Annotated in this window: 16 protein-coding genes; 13 read left to right on the forward strand and 3 right to left on the reverse strand. The window is 61.4% G+C overall.

Translation table 11 applies throughout. The features are described from left to right. The first annotated feature begins 47 nt into the window (after positions 1-47). Entirely contained in the window at positions 48-767 is a 720-nt protein-coding gene (locus tag BLU24_RS17585) for a FadR/GntR family transcriptional regulator (protein ID WP_024013185.1), read from the forward strand. Between the two features lie 271 nt (positions 768-1,038). On the opposite strand, the gene BLU24_RS17590 is transcribed toward BLU24_RS17585, so the two are convergent. Together BLU24_RS17590 and BLU24_RS17595 are read right to left on the reverse strand one after the other, a co-directional pair. Then, positions 1,039-3,423: an efflux RND transporter permease subunit gene (locus BLU24_RS17590; protein ID WP_093102201.1), complete on the reverse strand. Its 2,385-nt coding sequence runs from the start codon at positions 3,421-3,423 to the stop codon at positions 1,039-1,041. Next, on the reverse strand, positions 3,420-4,463 hold the full coding sequence (locus BLU24_RS17595) for a WD40/YVTN/BNR-like repeat-containing protein (RefSeq protein ID WP_093102204.1): 1,044 nt from the start codon (positions 4,461-4,463) through the stop codon (positions 3,420-3,422). Before BLU24_RS17595 ends, BLU24_RS17590 begins: the two co-directional genes overlap by 4 nt. A gap of 438 nt (positions 4,464-4,901) precedes the next feature. Here BLU24_RS17595 and BLU24_RS17600 point away from each other — a divergent pair, with 438 nt between their 5' ends. The 7 genes from BLU24_RS17600 to BLU24_RS17630 all read left to right on the forward strand — a co-directional run bounded on the left by BLU24_RS17600 (position 4,902) and on the right by BLU24_RS17630 (position 10,230). Then, complete coding sequence (locus BLU24_RS17600; protein WP_007917992.1) at positions 4,902-5,492, forward strand: amino acid synthesis family protein; 591 nt, start codon at positions 4,902-4,904, stop codon at positions 5,490-5,492. A 31-nt stretch (positions 5,493-5,523) separates the two neighbouring features. Continuing rightward, positions 5,524-6,357 carry an alpha/beta fold hydrolase gene (locus BLU24_RS17605; RefSeq protein WP_093102207.1) on the forward strand — a complete coding sequence of 278 codons (834 nt, stop codon included), beginning with the start codon at positions 5,524-5,526 and terminating at the stop codon, positions 6,355-6,357. Beyond that, a complete protein-coding gene (locus BLU24_RS17610) occupies positions 6,354-7,835 on the forward strand; it encodes an aldehyde dehydrogenase (RefSeq protein WP_093102210.1) in 1,482 nt (493 codons plus the stop codon). The genes BLU24_RS17605 and BLU24_RS17610 overlap by 4 nt, the downstream gene beginning before the upstream one ends. 12 nt (positions 7,836-7,847) lie before the next feature. Next, on the forward strand, positions 7,848-8,333 hold the full coding sequence (locus BLU24_RS17615) for a flavin reductase family protein (RefSeq protein ID WP_093102213.1): 486 nt from the start codon (positions 7,848-7,850) through the stop codon (positions 8,331-8,333). A gap of 131 nt (positions 8,334-8,464) precedes the next feature. Then, a complete protein-coding gene (locus BLU24_RS17620; protein ID WP_039763896.1) occupies positions 8,465-8,854 on the forward strand; it encodes a carboxymuconolactone decarboxylase family protein in 390 nt (129 codons plus the stop codon). A 58-nt stretch (positions 8,855-8,912) separates the two neighbouring features. Continuing rightward, on the forward strand, positions 8,913-9,665 hold the full coding sequence (locus BLU24_RS17625; protein ID WP_090282928.1) for a GntR family transcriptional regulator: 753 nt from the start codon (positions 8,913-8,915) through the stop codon (positions 9,663-9,665). A 1-nt stretch (position 9,666) separates the two neighbouring features. Next, complete coding sequence (locus BLU24_RS17630; RefSeq protein WP_093102216.1) at positions 9,667-10,230, forward strand: NUDIX hydrolase; 564 nt, start codon at positions 9,667-9,669, stop codon at positions 10,228-10,230. 123 nt (positions 10,231-10,353) lie between these two features. On the opposite strand, the gene BLU24_RS17635 is transcribed toward BLU24_RS17630, so the two are convergent. Next, positions 10,354-10,650 carry a DUF1330 domain-containing protein gene (locus BLU24_RS17635; protein ID WP_093102219.1) on the reverse strand — a complete coding sequence of 99 codons (297 nt, stop codon included), beginning with the start codon at positions 10,648-10,650 and terminating at the stop codon, positions 10,354-10,356. Between the two features lie 68 nt (positions 10,651-10,718). On the opposite strand from BLU24_RS17635, the gene ribBA reads away from it, so the two are divergent. From ribBA to BLU24_RS17660, 5 genes are all read left to right on the forward strand, one after another. Beyond that, on the forward strand, positions 10,719-11,828 hold the full coding sequence (gene ribBA, locus BLU24_RS17640) for a bifunctional 3,4-dihydroxy-2-butanone-4-phosphate synthase/GTP cyclohydrolase II (protein ID WP_093102222.1): 1,110 nt from the start codon (positions 10,719-10,721) through the stop codon (positions 11,826-11,828). A gap of 320 nt (positions 11,829-12,148) precedes the next feature. Continuing rightward, positions 12,149-13,174: an ABC transporter substrate-binding protein gene (locus BLU24_RS17645; RefSeq protein ID WP_093102227.1), complete on the forward strand. Its 1,026-nt coding sequence runs from the start codon at positions 12,149-12,151 to the stop codon at positions 13,172-13,174. Continuing rightward, the gene (locus BLU24_RS17650; protein ID WP_093102230.1) at positions 13,171-14,079 is read left to right on the forward strand and encodes an ABC transporter permease; all 909 of its coding nucleotides are present in this window, start codon (positions 13,171-13,173) and stop codon (positions 14,077-14,079) included. The genes BLU24_RS17645 and BLU24_RS17650 overlap by 4 nt, the downstream gene beginning before the upstream one ends. A gap of 5 nt (positions 14,080-14,084) precedes the next feature. Next, entirely contained in the window at positions 14,085-14,894 is an 810-nt protein-coding gene (locus BLU24_RS17655; RefSeq protein WP_008088090.1) for an ABC transporter permease, read from the forward strand. 17 nt (positions 14,895-14,911) lie between these two features. Then, a complete protein-coding gene (locus BLU24_RS17660) occupies positions 14,912-16,066 on the forward strand; it encodes an ABC transporter ATP-binding protein (protein WP_093102233.1) in 1,155 nt (384 codons plus the stop codon). The last annotated feature ends 36 nt before the right edge of the window (positions 16,067-16,102 follow it).

Consider the following 16,102-nt stretch of genomic DNA (forward strand, 5'->3'; position numbering starts at 1 on the left):
TGCTATGATGCGCGGCATCTCCATCGCTCAGGATCGCGCCACTCCCCATGGATTACCGCAAACCCTCCGACCGTAAAAGCATGCACTCGCGCATCGTCCAGGAACTGGGCATGCAGATCGTCTCCGGACGCTTTTTGCCCGACGACAAACTGCCCGCCGAAGCCCTGCTCTGCGAGGAGTACGCGGTCAGCCGGCCGGTATTGCGCGAAGCCACGCGAGTGCTGGTGGCCAAGGGGCTGGTGTACTCCAAACCGCGCGTCGGAACGGTGGTCAAGGCGCGCCGCGAATGGCACATGCTCGACCCGGACGTGCTGCACTGGCTGATGCAAAGCAGCCCGCAGAATGAATTCTTCAACGTCCTGACCAGCGTGCGCAGCATCATCGAACCCGCCGCTGCCGCCCTCGCCGCCCAGCACGCCACGGATGCCGACATCGCCGCCATCAATGAAGCGTATCAACGCATGGAAGCGGCGCCGACGCCGGAAGCCTTGTTGCAGCCAGACCTGGATTTCCACAGCCGGATCGCCGATGCGACGCACAACGATTTGCTCGCGAATCTGTGCAACATGCTCGCGGTGGCGATTGCCGAGGCGTTGAAGCATTCCAATCAGCGGCCGAATCTGCATGAGCTGGCGTTGCCTCGGCACAAAGCAATTCTCACAGCGATTGAAAATCGCGACGCCCTCGGCGCCCGGCATGCGACGCTGGTGCAGCTGGATGATGCGCGGAGTGCGTTGAGTGTTGTGCTCGGTGCTGAACTTTCTTAAGGCTTGAGACCGCTTGCCCTCCCCCTAGCCCTCTCCCAGGGGGAGAGGGGACCGATTGGGGGATATTCGAGAGTTACGCCGACTTGAACGATCCGCTTTGAATCCCTAATCGACTCGGTCTTTCAGGTCGATGCATCAAGCCGCACACCTCGGGTCGGTCCCCTCTCCCTCCGGGAGAGGGCTAGGGTGAGGGGCCTTTGATGTTGATCTTCACCCCAAAAAAAAGCCGCAACCTCTAAAGGTTGCGGCTTAGTCATTTCAGCCAATCAGATCAATGGGCAAACAACGAATTCCCCTTCTGCCCCGCCAGTTTCTCCGGCTTGATCAAAAACTTCGCCAGCGCCGGCAACAGCCACAGCGCACCAAACATGTTCCACAACAACATGAACGTCAGCATCAGACCCATGTCGGCCTGGAACTTGATCGCCGAGAAGATCCAGGTGCACACGCCGATCGCCAGGCACAGGCCGGTGAACAGCACCGCTTTACCGGTCGACTTCAGGGTCTGGTAATAGGCTTCCTGCAACGGCAGGCCGGCACGCAGGAAACTTTCCAGACGGCTGTAGATGTAGATGCCGTAGTCGACACCAATCCCCACGCCCAGCGCCACCACTGGCAACGTCGCGACTTTGACGCCGATGCCCATGAACGCCATCAGCGCGTTGCCGAGGACCGAGGTCAGTACCAGCGGCAGGACGATGCACAGGGTTGCCGCCCACGAGCGGAAGGTGATCATGCACATCACCGCCACGCAGATGTACACCAGAATCAGGATGGTCAGTTCAGCCTGTTTGATGACTTCGTTGGTGGCCGCTTCGATCCCGGCGTTACCGGCGGCGAGGATGAATTCGAGGCCGTCCTTGTTGTTCTCCCTGGCGAATTCCTGCACCGCGTTCACCGCACGATCGAGGGTTTCAGCCTTGTGATCGTTGAGGAACACCAGCACCGGCGCCAGTGAGCAACTGTTGTTGTAGAGGCCGTCGGCGCGGGCGATCGAGTTGTTCAGCACGTCCGGGTTGCGCGACAGGGTTTCCCATTTCAGGTTGCCCTCGTTCATGCCCTTGATCATCTGCTTGGACACGGTCACCAGCGAAATCGCCGACTGCACGCCCTCGGTGTTCTGCATCTTCCACATCAACTGATCGATCGGCGCCATGGCTTCGTAGCGCGAGCAGCCTTCGGCCTTGGTCTTGACCATCACCACCAGCACGTCGGAACTGGTCGAGTAGTTGCTGATGATGAAGTTGTTGTCCTTGTTGTAGCGCGAGTCCGGGCGCAGTTCCGGCGCACCCTGGTCGAGGTCGCCGATCTTCAGGTTCTGGCTGTACCAGAGGCCGCCGCCGAAAGCGATCAGCGCCAGCACCACCGAGATGCGTGCGACTTTCGGATTGGCGAAATTCGACAGCAGGCGCCAGAACGGGTGTTCGCGGTTCGCGTCTTTCTTGCTCTTGGCGATTGCGCGCTTGCTGATGCCGACATAGGAAATCGCCACCGGCAGCAGGATCAGGTTGGTGAAGACAATCACTGCCACGCCGATGGACGCACCGATCGCCAGTTCACGGATCACGCCGATGTCGATGATCAGCAAGGTAATGAAACCCACCGCGTCGGCGAGAATCGCGATCATCCCCGGCAGGAACAACTGCCGGAACGTGCGCCGTGCGGCAGTCAGCGCGTTGTCGGCCTCGCTGGATTGCAGGGCGATACCGTTGATCTTCTGTACGCCGTGGGAAATACCGATGGCGAAGATCAGGAACGGCACCAGCATCGAATACGGATCGAGGCCGAAGCCGAAGAAGTGCATCAAGCCAAGCTGCCAGACCACCGCTACCAGCGTCGTGCTCAGCACTGCGATGGTGCTGCGCACGCAGTTGGTGAACCACAGCAGCAGGATCAAGGTGATGACGAAGGCGACGCCGAAGAACAGCACCACCATCACCAGCCCATCGATCAGGTCGCCGACCTTCTTGGCGAAACCGACGATGTGGATCTTGACGTTGGGGTTCTGCGCTTCGAACTTGTTGCGGATCTTGTCTTCGAGTTCATGGGAAAACTGGCGGTAGTCCAGCGCCAGCAACTTGCCCTGGTCCTGCGGGTCGGGATACGACTCAAGCAGCGGGATGTCGACGATGCTCGACTTGAAATCGTTGGCCACCAGGCGCCCGACCTGGCCGGACTTGAGCACGTTGTTGCGCAGCAGATCGAGGCTGTCCTGCGAGCCGTTGTAGCTCTGCGGGATCACTTCACCACCGGCGAAGCCCTCTTCGGTCACTTCGGTCCAGCGCACGCTCGGGCTCCACAGCGACTTCAGCCCGGAGCGGTCGACGCCGGAGATGTAGAACACCTCGTCGTTGATCTGCCGCAGGGTCTCCATGTACTCCTTGGAGAAGATGTCACCGTCAGTCGCTTCCACCGAAATACGCACGGTGTTGCCGAGGTTCGCCAGATCGTTGCGGTGCTCCATCATCTTCTCGATGAAGGGATGCTGCAGCGGGATCATCTTTTCGAAACTGGTCGACGGCCGGATCAGCGTGGCCTGCCAGAACAGGAAAATGCTCACCACCAGACAGATCAGAATCACGGCCGGGCGGTTGTTGAAAATCAGGCGCTCGAGAACCGTCGCCTTTTCCTGCTGGGGAGTGATCAAGGAAGTCATAGGCCCGCCTTCTTGTTATTGGTCTCGGCACCGTTTGGCTGGGTGAGGTGCACCCCGCCCTGCCCGCTCAGTATCAGATTGCCGTCGCTGGTCGCGGCGACCGACGACAGCGAAATGCGATCCGGGCGGTTGAACACGCTGAAGGTCTCGCCGTTATCGCTGCTGCTGATCACCGAACCGCCGTTGCCGACGATGACGATCGAGCCGTCTTCAAGCAGCGTGCCGCCGGACAGGCCGAACTCCAGCGCACCGCGCGCGGCTTTCAGCTCGACCTGCTCCCAGTTGCTGCCGAAATCGGTGGAGCGGTAGAGGTTGCCGCGCAAGCCGTAGGCCAGCAAGGTCTGCGCTTGTGCCGTGCCGATCACGCCAAACAGCGAACCTTCGTACGGGCCTTCGAGTTTCTCCCAGGTCTGGCCGTCATCGGCGGAGCGGAACATGCTGCCCGACTCGCCGACGATAAACAGCCCGGCGTCCTTTACGGCGGCGATGGCGTTGAGGTGGAACTGGTCTTCGTTGTCGAGGCGGTCGCTGACGTCTTGCCAGTCCTTGCCGCCGTCGGTGGTTTCCAGCAGCGTGCCGTAGGCGCCCACGGCAAAGCCGCTGTTGGCGTCCTTGAACCAGACGTCGAGCAGCGGCGATTCACGTTTGAGGTCTTCGAATTGCCTGGTCCAGGTCAGACCGCCGTCTGCACTGGCGAGGATCTGCGCGTCATGGCCGACCGCCCAGCCGTGCTTGTCGTCGACAAAATACACTGCGGTGAGCAGTTGCCGGGTCGGCACTTTGGCCTGGGTCCAGGTCTTGCCCTGGTCATCGGAATAGAGAATGTGCCCACGGTCACCGACCGCGACCAGGCGCGGGCCGGCATGGACCACATCGAGAATGAGGCTTTTCGCGGCCTTCGCCGATTCGGTGGCATACACCCCATCGGCAGGTGCCTCGGCGGCGATGACGGGCGCCGACAGTGTGGCAAAACCCAGCAGAGAGAGTGCTGTGACCAGCAACGCGGTGTTGCGCAACGCCGGCGGGCGGCAACGACTCATAGACCTTCCCCTATTTATTATTGTTGGGCCATCAGGCCTTCAAGGGCGCCGCAAGGGTGCTGCGATGATGGCTGAGCGCAAGCATAGTCCTGTAACCCGCCATCCAGAGCCCCTTCGGAAGCTGGCTCATCCTATCGGGCTTTCGAAACGTCTGACAATCGGCGCCACGTTATCTTTTGTTAACCGCATCGCCGACGCATTCCCCCTGTAGGAGTGAGCCTGCTCGCGATAGCGGTGTGTCAGTTAGCAAATCATTGGCTGACACACCGCTATCGCGAGCAGGCTCACTCCTACAGGGGGTGGCGGTGGTTTCGGGATTTGAATAGACGACCATTCGCCGGGGTGATGCGGCAAAAGTGTTCGAGGGGACTTGCACGATTGGTATTATGGTATACCATCAGACGCACAGACACTCTCAATCCCCCTACGGAGCAGCTCATGAGTTTCGAAATCCGCAAGATCGTCAGCTATGTCGAAGAAACCTTTATCGAAGGCGGCAAAGCCACCGACAAGCCTGTAACCATGGTTGGCCTCGCCGTGGTGATGAAGAACCCTTGGGTGGGCAACGGTTTCGTTGAAGACCTCAAGCCGCAGATCCGCGCCAACTGCTCCGATCTCGGCGCGCTGATGGTCGAGCGTCTGGTCGGCATCATTGGCGGCGCGGAAAAGATCGAGGCTTACGGCAAAGCCGCGGTAGTCGGCGCTGACGGCGAGATCGAACACGCCTCCGCCGTGATCCACACCCTGCGCTTCGGCAACCACTATCGCGAAGCGGTCAACGCCAAAAGCTACCTGAGCTTCACCAACAAGCGCGGTGGCCCGGGCACTTCGATCCAGATCCCGATGATGCACAAGGACGACGAAGGTCAGCGTTCGCACTACATCACCCTGGAAATGCAGATCGAAGACGCCCCGCGTGCTGACGAAATCGTCGTGGTGCTGGGTTGTGCCGACGGTGGTCGCCTGCACCCGCGCATCGGCAACCGCTACATCGATCTGGAAGAACTGGCCGCCGAAAAAGCCCAGTAATCACAATAAAAAGGCATTGCAGGAGCGCTCCATGATTCGGCTCACCGCTGAACTCACCCCGGCTGGCACCAGTTACCTGGCGACCGGCCAAGGCCAGCCCGTGGTTTTGATCCACGGCGTGGGCCTGAACAAAGAAATGTGGGGCGGCCAGATCGTTGGCCTGTCCAGCGACTATCAGGTGATCGCCTACGACATGCTCGGCCACGGCGCCAGTCCGCGACCGGCCAGCGGCACCGACCTGCTCGGTTACGCCGATCAGTTGCTCGAGTTGCTCGATCACCTGAACCTGCCGCAGGCCGCGGTGATCGGCTTCTCCATGGGTGGCCTGGTCGCGCGGGCGTTTGCCCTGCACTATCCGCAGCGCCTGCAAAGCCTGGTGGTGCTCAACAGCGTGTTCAACCGCAGCGAAGAGCAGCGTGCCGGCGTCATCGCGCGTACCGCGCAGGCCGCTGAACACGGTCCGGACGCCAACGCCGAAGCGGCGCTGTCACGCTGGTTCAGCCGTGAATATCAGGCGGCCAACCCGGCGCAGATCGCCGCGCTGCGCCAGACTCTGGCCAACAACGACCCGCAGGGTTACCTGACCACCTACGAACTGTTCGCCACCCAGGACATGTACCGCGCCGACGACCTCGGCACGATCACCGCACCGACCTTGATCGCCACTGGCGAACTTGATCCGGGTTCGACCCCGGAAATGGCCGAGCAACTGGCCCGGCGCATCCCCGGTGCGAAGGTTGCCGTGCTCCCCGAGCAACGGCATATGATGCCGGTAGAGTCGCCGCGCCTGGTCAACCAGACATTGCTGCAGTTTCTCCAATTCGCACACTCCCGACAAAACCATATAAAGGGGATCGTTGCATGACACTCGCACGCTTCCAGATGTGCATCGGCGGAGAATGGGTCGACGCCCTCTCCGGCAAGACTTTCGAAAGCCTCAACCCGGCGTCGGCGCAAGCCTGGGCCCAACTGCCCGATGCCGATGAAGCCGATGTCGAACGCGCCGTGCAAGCCGCGCAAACCGCGTTCGACAGCCCGGCCTGGCGTGGCCTGACCGCCACCGCACGGGGCAAGCTGTTGCGCCGTCTCGGTGACCTGATCGCCGAAAACAAGGAGCAACTGGCGCAGCTGGAAAGCCGCGACAACGGCAAGCTGATCCGCGAAACCCGTGGTCAGGTTGGCTATCTGCCGGAGTTCTTCCACTACACCGCAGGCCTGGCCGACAAGCTTGAAGGCGGCACGCTGCCGCTGGACAAGCCCGACCTGTTTGCCTACACCGTGCACGAAGCCATGGGCGTAGTCGCGGCGATCATTCCGTGGAACAGCCCGCTCTACCTGACCGCAATCAAACTGGCCCCGGCCCTCGCTGCCGGCAACACCATTGTGATCAAGCCGTCCGAGCACGCTTCGGCAACGATCCTGGAGCTGGCGCGGCTGGCCCTCGAAGCCGGGATTCCGCCGGGTGTGGTCAACGTCGTCACCGGTTACGGCCCGAGCACCGGCGCCGCCCTCACCCGCCATCCGCTGATCCGCAAGATCGCCTTCACCGGCGGCGCGGCGACGGCACGGCATGTGGTGCGCAGCAGCGCCGAGAACTTCGCCAGGCTGTCGCTGGAACTGGGCGGCAAGTCGCCGAACATCATCTTCGCCGACGCCGATCTGGACAGTGCGATCAACGGCGCGATTGCCGGCATCTACGCCGCGTCCGGGCAAAGTTGCGTATCCGGTTCGCGCTTGCTGGTGCAGGACGAAATCTACGACGAGTTCGTCAACCGCCTGGTCGAACGCGCCCAGCGCATCCGCATCGGCAATCCGCAGGAAGATCACAGCGAGATGGGCCCGATGGCCACCGCGCAGCAATTGGCAGTGGTCGAAGGTCTGGTTGCCGATGCCATTGCTGAAGGCGCGCGCCTGCGCACCGGCGGCAAGCGTCCGACCGATGTCGGCGAAGGCTGGTTCTACGAGCCGACGCTGTTCGAGTGCGACCGCAACTCGATGAAGATCATGCAGGAAGAAGTCTTCGGTCCGGTGGCTTCGGTGATCCGTTTCAAGGATGAAGCCGAAGCGCTGGCGATCGCCAACGACTCGCAGTTCGGCCTTGCCGCCGGCATCTGGACCCGCGACCTGGGCCGCGCCCATCGGCTGGCGCGCGATGTGCGCTCGGGGATCATCTGGGTCAACACTTACCGCGCGGTGTCGGCGATGGCGCCGATCGGCGGCTTCAAGAACAGTGGCTATGGACGCGAAAGCGGCATCGATTCGGTGCTGGCCTACACCGAACTGAAAACGGTGTGGATCAACCTCTCTCAGGCGCCAATGCCTGATCCGTTTGTGATGCGCTAGGAGTCCTGCGAAATGATCGAACCCGGCATTTACAAAGACGTCATGAGCTCGTTCCCGTCCGGCGTCACGGTGGTCACGACGCTGGACCCGGACGGCGGCATCGTCGGCATCACCGCCAGCGCCTTCAGCGCGCTGTCGATCGACCCGGCACTGGTGCTGTTCTGCCCCAACTACGCTTCCGACACCTACCCGGTGCTGCGCGACAGCAAGAAGTTCGCCATTCACTTGCTCTCTGCCGAGCAGACCGCCGAAGCCTATGCGTTCGCCGGCAAGGGCAAGGACAAGGCCAAAGACATCGAGTGGCACCTGAGCGATCTGGGCAACCCGATCCTCGCCAAGGCCACGGCGATCATCGAGTGCGAGTTGTGGCGGGAATACGATGGCGGCGACCACGCGATCATTGTTGGCGCAGTGAAGCACCTGATCCTGCCCGAGCAACCGGTCACGCCGATGATTTACCACAAGGGCAAGCTGGGCGCGTTGCCGACCCTGGTTTGAGCTAACAATGCAAAACCCTGTGGGAGCTGGCTTGCCAGCGATGGTGTCAGGTCAGTCAATATTGATTTCGACTGTGACGCCGTCATCGCTGGCAAGCCAGCTCCCACAGGGATTGAGGTGAGGCAAAGAATATGAGTAACGAAAAGTACGAAAAAGGCCTGCAGATCCGCACCCAGGTATTGGGCGAAGCCTATGTGCAGCGTTCGATCGACAACGCCGATGACTTCACCCGGCCGCTGCAGGAAATGGTCACCGAGTACTGCTGGGGCCATGTCTGGGGGCGTGAGGGGTTGTCGCTCAAGGAGCGCAGCATGATCAACCTGGCGATGATCTCGGCGCTCAACCGCCCGCACGAACTCAAGCTGCATGTGCGTGGCGCCTTGCGTAACGGCCTGAGTCGTGAGCAAATACGCGAAATTCTGCTTCAGGTCGGCATTTATTGCGGCGTTCCGGCGGCCGTGGACAGTTTCCGGCTGGCCCGTGAAGCCTTTGCCGAAGCCGACGCCGAGGCCTCCAGTTAACCCCTCGGCTGTTTAGATGCCCGTCTGGCATGGACAGCCAAGCTCAAGAGCGGACCCCATGAAACGCCAGCCCCTCGACGACAGCTTCAAGGTCAATCGCAACCCCGTTACCCTGCGCGAAATCGTGCTGGACAAACTGCGTAGCGCGATCATGAATTTCCAGCTCATGCCGGGCGATCGTCTGGTCGAACGCGACCTGTGTGATCGCCTCGGCGTCAGCCGTACCTCGGTGCGCGAAGCCTTGCGTCATCTTGAATCCGAAGGTCTGGTCGAGTTCGCCGACGCCAAAGGCCCGCGCGTGGCGATCATCACCCTCGCCGATGCCGTCGATATCTACGAACTGCGTTGCGTGCTCGAAGGCCTGATCGTTCAGCTGTTCACCCTGCGCGCCAAGGCCAAGGACATCAAAGCCCTGGAAAAAGCCCTCGACGACAACCGCAAGGCGTTGAAGGACGGCGAGCTGCAACAGGTGATCGACTCGGTGCAGGGTTTCTACGACGTGCTGCTCGAAGGTTCGGGCAACCATGTCGCCGCCACCCAGTTGCGCCAGTTGCAGGCGCGCATCAGCTACTTGCGTGCGACGTCGGTGTCGCAGGAAAACCGTCGCGGCGCGAGTAACCATGAGATGGAAAAAATGGTCGCCGCGATCAAGAGCGGCGATCCGCTGGCGGCGCATCAGGCCTGTGTCGACCACGTTCGCGCGGCGGCTGCCGTGGCCCTCGACTACCTCAAGCGCAAGCAGGAAGAGACTGGCGCGACGCCGGCGATCACCCTGCCGATCGCGCTGAAAGAACCGCGTATAGGTCACTGATATGTTCAGCCCGAGCTATTGCCCGAAATGCGGTGGCCCTGACCTCGGTCAGCAGGTACCGGCGGGCGATACGCACGAGCGCCTGATGTGCCGCGGCTGTGGCTACATCCACTACGTCAATCCGAAGATCATCGCCGGCTGCATCATCGAGCAGGACGGCAAATACCTCTTGTGCCAACGGGCGATCCCGCCGCGCCCGGGTACCTGGACGCTGCCGGCCGGTTTCATGGAAAGCGGCGAAACCACCGAGCAGGCGGCGTTGCGCGAAGTCTGGGAAGAAAGCGGCGTGCGCGCCGAGATCGTCTCGCCGTATTCGATTTTCAGCGTGCCGAAGATCAGCGAGGTGTACATCATCTTCCGCGCCATCGCCCTGGAAATTACCGGGCAATACGGGCCGGAGACGCTGGACTACAAGTTCTTTGCCCCTGAAGACATCCCGTGGGAACAGATCTACTACCCGGCGATCCGGCAAATTCTCGAGCGCTATATCGAAGAGCGCCAGGCGGGGGTCTACGGGATTTACATGGGCAATGACGACAGCGGCAAAATTCACTTCATGCGCTGACAACGCTTCGCTTTTTTGTAGGAGTGAGCCTGCTCGCGATAGCGGAGTATCAGTCGACATCTTGATCAACTGACAGACCGCTATCCCGAGCAGGCTCACTCCTACAGAGGGTGGTGGTGCTGCCTAGAGCGGGGCAAAGGCCTCAACGATGATGATCTCCGCCCTCGCCCAGTCCTCGCGATAGCTTCTCGCTTCCTGATACGCCGCCGAGCGATAGCACGCCACGGCTTGCTCATAGCTTTCGAACTCGATGATCACCGTGCGTTGCGGCGTTTCGCGCCCTTCCATCGCCTCGCTGCGTCCGCCTCTGGCGAGAAATACGCCACCGTACGCGGCAATCGCCTGCGGTGTGCGCTGGGTGTATTGGCTGTAGTGTTCGGCATCGGCTATATCCACATGAGCAATCCAGTACGCCTTCATAGTGACCTCTTTGTTGATTTTGTATTATGGTATACCAATATATTTCCAACGAACCCTGAGAGTCCAGCATGGCCTTCAACAGCATCGAAGAAATCATCGACGATTATCGCCTCGGCAAAATGGTTTTGCTGGTCGATGACGAAGACCGCGAGAACGAAGGCGACCTGTTGCTGGCCGCCGACCGCTGCACGCCCGAGGCGTTCAGCTTCATGGCCCGCGAAGCGCGCGGGCTGATCTGCCTGACCCTGACCGATGAACATTGCCAGCGTTTGGGCCTGGAACAAATGGTCCCGAGCAACGGCAGCGTATTCAGCACCGCGTTCACCGTATCGATTGAAGCAGCCGTCGGCGTAACTACCGGGATTTCCGCAGCCGATCGCGCCTGCACCGTCGCCGCCGCCGTGGCGCCAAATGCCCGTGCCGAGGATCTGGTGCAGCCCGGCCATATCTTCCCGCTGCGCGCCAAGGAAGGTGGCGTGCTGACCCGCGCCGGCCACACTGAAGCCGGCTGCGACCTGGCGCGGCTGGCCGGTTTCACCCCGGCCTCGGTGATCGTCGAGGTGATGAACGACGACGGCACCATGGCCCGGCGTCCGGATCTGGAACTGTTCGCACGCAAGCACGGGATCAAGATCGGCACCATCGCCGACCTGATCCACTATCGCCTGAGCACCGAGCACACCATCGAACGCATCGGTGAACGTGAGCTGCCGACGGTACACGGCACCTTCCGCTTGATCACCTTTGAAGACCGCATCGAAGGCGGCGTGCACATGGCGATGGTCATGGGCGATCTGCGCCGTGACGAGCCGACGCTGGTGCGCGTGCATGTGATCGATCCACTGCGCGATCTGGTCGGTGCCGAGTACAGCGGGCCGAAGAACTGGACGCTGTGGGCGGCGCTGCAACGGGTCGCTGCCGAAGGTCACGGGGTGGTCGTGGTGCTGGCCAATCATGAATCGTCGCAGGCCTTGCTTGAGCGGGTGCCGCAACTGACCCAGCCACCGCGACAGTTCAGCCGCTCGCAGTCGCGGATCTATTCGGAGGTCGGGACCGGGGCGCAGATTTTGCAAAACCTTGGGGTTGGCAAGCTGCGGCATCTTGGGCCGCCGCTTAAGTATGCGGGGCTGACCGGGTATGACCTTGAGGTGGTCGAGAGCATCCCGTTCACTGAATAACCCGCGCCAAGCACAGATTCAATTGTAGGAGTGAGCCTGCTCGCGATAGCGGTGTATCAGTTGACGAAGATGTTGGCTGACACACCGCTATCGCGAGCAGGCTCACTCCTACAGGGTTTTGTATTTCAAATATTGATTTCCTGAGGCACAAAAAACGGCTTCGCCAGATAACCGGTAAGGCAAAGTGCTTGCACAAAGTTTGGAATACCATAATATGATATTCCATAGACCGGACACGCCTACGAACGTCCATCTACTGCTCCCGTCAGGCGGGCAACAACGCAAGCCCGCTCAATAAACACAACAATGAGGGCGTAAAAATGGTGTTGAACAAAGCTGCAACCGCAATTCTTCTTGCGGGACTGCTCAGCGTCACCGGCCAGGCTGCAATGGCTGCCGAAAGCGTCAACTTCGTCAGCTGGGGCGGTAGCACCCAGGATGCGCAGAAACAGGCCTGGGCCGATCCGTTCAGCAAGGCCAGCGGCATCACCGTCGTCCAGGACGGGCCGACCGACTACGGCAAACTCAAAGCCATGGTCGAAAGCGGCAACGTGCAGTGGGATGTGGTCGATGTCGAAGCCGATTTTGCCCTGCGCGCCGCGGCTGAAGGCCTGCTCGAACCCCTCGATTTCAAAGTGATCCAGCGCGACAAGATCGACCCGCGCTTCGTCAACGATCACGGCGTCGGCTCGTTCTTCTTCTCCTTTGTCCTCGGCTACAACGAGGGCAAGCTCGGCACCAACAAGCCGCAGGACTGGAGCGCCCTGTTCGACACCAAGACCTGGCCCGGCAAACGCGCCCTGTACAAATGGCCAAGCCCCGGCGTGCTGGAACTGGCGCTGCTGGCCGATGGCGTCGCCGCCGACAAGCTCTACCCGCTCGACCTGGACCGCGCGTTCAAGAAACTCGACACCATCAAGAAAGACATCGTCTGGTGGGGCGGCGGCGCGCAGTCGCAGCAACTGCTGGCCTCCGGTGAAGCGAGCATGGGCCAGTTCTGGAACGGTCGCGTCCACGCCCTGCAGGAAGACGGCGCGCCGGTCGGCGTGAGCTGGAAGCAGAACCTGGTCATGGCCGACATTCTGGTCATTCCCAAAGGTGCGAAAAACAAGAACGAGGCGATGAAGTTTCTCGCCAACGCCAGCAGCGCCAAAGGCCAGGCCGACTTCTCCAACCTGACCGCCTACGCGCCGGTCAACCTCGACAGTGTGGAGCGTCTGGATTCGACGCTGGCCCCCAACCTGCCGACTGCCTACGCCAAGGATCAGATCACTCTTGATTTCGCGTACTGGGCCAAGAACGGTCCGGCCATCGCGACACGGTGGAACGAATGGCTGGTCAAATGAAAATCGCGGCCACCGCGCCCGTTCCGTCCACTGTCACCGGGAGCGCCGCCGGCGCTGCCGGTTCGTCCCTCAAGCAACGCTGGCGCGGCGCCGGCAACCTCGCCCCGGCGCTGTTGTTCCTCGGCCTGTTCTTTCTGGCACCGTTGATTGGTCTGCTGTTGCGTGGCGTGCTCGAATCGACGCCGGGCCTTGGTAACTATGAACAACTGTTCGCCAACTCGGCGTATGCCCGGGTGCTGCTCAACACCTTCTCGGTGGCCGGGCTGGTGACGCTGTTCAGCCTGGTGCTGGGCTTTCCGCTGGCCTGGGCGATCACCCTGGTGCCGCGCGGCTGGGGCCGCTGGATTCTGAACATCGTGCTGTTGTCGATGTGGACCAGCCTGCTCGCCCGCACCTATTCGTGGCTGGTGTTGCTGCAAGCCTCGGGCGTGATCAACAAGGCGCTGATGGCCCTGGGCATCATTGATCAGCCGCTGGAGATGGTGCACAACCTCACCGGCGTAGTGATCGGCATGAGCTACATCATGATTCCGTTCATCGTGCTGCCGTTGCAGGCGACCATGCAGGCCATCGACCCGATGATCCTGCAGGCCGGCTCGATCTGCGGCGCGAGCCCGTGGACCAACTTCTTCCGGGTGTTCCTGCCGCTGTGCCGGCCGGGTCTGGCCTCCGGGGGCTTGATGGTGTTCGTGATGTCGCTCGGTTACTACGTGACCCCGGCGCTGCTCGGCGGCGCGCAGAACATGATGCTGCCGGAATTCATCATTCAGCAGGTGCAATCATTCCTCAACTGGGGCCTGGCCAGTGCCGGTGCCGCGTTGCTGATCGCGATCACGCTGGTGCTGTTCTACTTCTACCTGAAGCTTCAACCGGAATCCCCGGTTGGCGCCAGCAACGCGAGGTAAGCCAGATGCTCCTGACTCCCAATGCCATGAGCCGGCGCATGCGTTTCGGCTTGTATGCCACCACCGGGCTGATCGGTCTGTTCCTGCTGTTGCCGATCGTGTTCATCGTGCTGCTGTCGTTCGGTTCCTCGCAGTGGCTGGTGTTTCCGCCGCCGGGCTGGACGCTGAAATGGTACGGCCAGTTCTTCTCCAACCCGGATTGGATGAGCGCCGCTGCGGCCAGCCTCAAGGTGGCCGTGCTGACCACGATCTGCGCCGTGGCCCTCGGCTTGCCGACCGCGTTTGCGCTGGTGCGCGGGCGCTTTCCTGGCCGGGAAATGTTGTACGGCCTGTTCACCCTGCCAATGATCGTGCCGCTGGTGATCATTGCCGTGGCGGTGTACGCACTGTTTCTCAAGCTCGGTTACACCGGGACGATGTTCGCGTTCGTCGTCAGCCATGTGATCGTCGCGCTGCCGTTCACCATTATCTCGATCATCAACTCGCTGAAGCTGTTCGATCAGTCGATTGAAGACGCGGCGGTGATCTGCGGCGCCTCACGCCTGCAAGCGGTGTTCAAGGTGACGTTCCCGGCGATTCGTCCGGGCATGGTCGCCGGCGCCCTCTTCGCCTTTCTGGTTTCGTGGGACGAAGTGGTGCTCAGCGTGATGATGGCCAGCCCGACCCTGCAAACCCTTCCCGTGAAAATGTGGACCACCCTGCGCCAGGACCTCACCCCGGTGATCGCCGTCGCTTCGACGCTGCTGATCGGCCTGTCGGTCCTGGTCATGGTGATCGCCGCCGCCCTGCGCCGGCGCAACGAAATCAGCGCCTGAGCGCCGAGGAGTACGACATGAGTGCCGTGATCAAAGACGCCTCCCAGCAGAACGACAAACCCCTGGTCAGCCTGCGCAACCTGAACAAGCATTACGGTGACTTTGCCGCCGTCGACAACATCTCGCTGGACATCAAGGACGGTGAATTCCTGACCTTCCTCGGCTCCAGCGGCTCGGGCAAGAGTACGACGCTGTCGATGCTCGCCGGGTTCGAAACACCGAGCAGCGGCGAGATACTCGTCAACGGCCAGTCACTGGTCAACGTGCCGCCGCACAAGCGCGACATCGGCATGGTCTTCCAGCGTTATTCACTGTTCCCGCATCTGTCGGTGCGCGACAACATCGCCTTCCCTCTGGCGATTCGCAAACTGGCGGCGGCGGAGCGCGACAAGCGTGTCGACGCCATGCTGAAACTGGTGCAACTGGAACAGTTCGCCCATCGCCGCCCTTCGCAACTGTCCGGCGGCCAGCAACAACGTGTGGCCATCGCCCGCGCGCTGGTTTACGAACCACGCATTCTGCTGATGGACGAACCGCTCGGTGCGCTGGACAAAAAGCTGCGCGAGGACTTGCAGGACGAACTGCGCCAACTGCACCGGCGCCTGGGCATCACCATCGTCTACGTGACCCACGATCAGGAAGAAGCCATGCGCTTGTCGCAGCGCATCGCGATTTTCAGCCACGGCAAGATTGTTGGCCTGGGCAGCGGTTATGACCTTTATCAGAATCCACCGAATGCCTTTGTCGCGTCGTTCCTCGGCAACTCGAACTTTCTCAAGCTCAAGGCCCAAGGCAATGCGGCGGCGAGTTTCGAGGGGCAGCCGTTGTCGATCCGGCTGACGGCCGGGTTGCAGACTGATCAGGATGTGTTGCTGATGGTGCGGCCGGAAAAGGCCTTGGCGTTGAGCGTGCAGCAGGCGAACAGCGAACCGCTGCCATCGGGCTGGAACGAAGTGTCAGCGACCGTGGTGGAAGTGCTGTTTCTCGGCGAAAGCCAGACCTGCAGCGTGGTCACCGCAGGCGGAACCTCGATGACCGTGAAAGCCTTGTCAGCCGCCGGCATGCCGCTCAAGGCCGGCGACCCGGTGCATGTGCGCTGGGCTACCACCGACGCCTGCGTCTACACCGAGTGGACTGAAAGCGACCTGAACAAGGCTGCCGGCTCGCACTGAGTTCTCTCAGACACTGCCAATCCCTGTGGGAGCGGG

The sequence above is a fragment of the Pseudomonas sp. Z003-0.4C(8344-21) genome, from assembly GCF_900104975.1.
Taxonomy (GTDB): domain Bacteria; phylum Pseudomonadota; class Gammaproteobacteria; order Pseudomonadales; family Pseudomonadaceae; genus Aquipseudomonas; species Aquipseudomonas granadensis.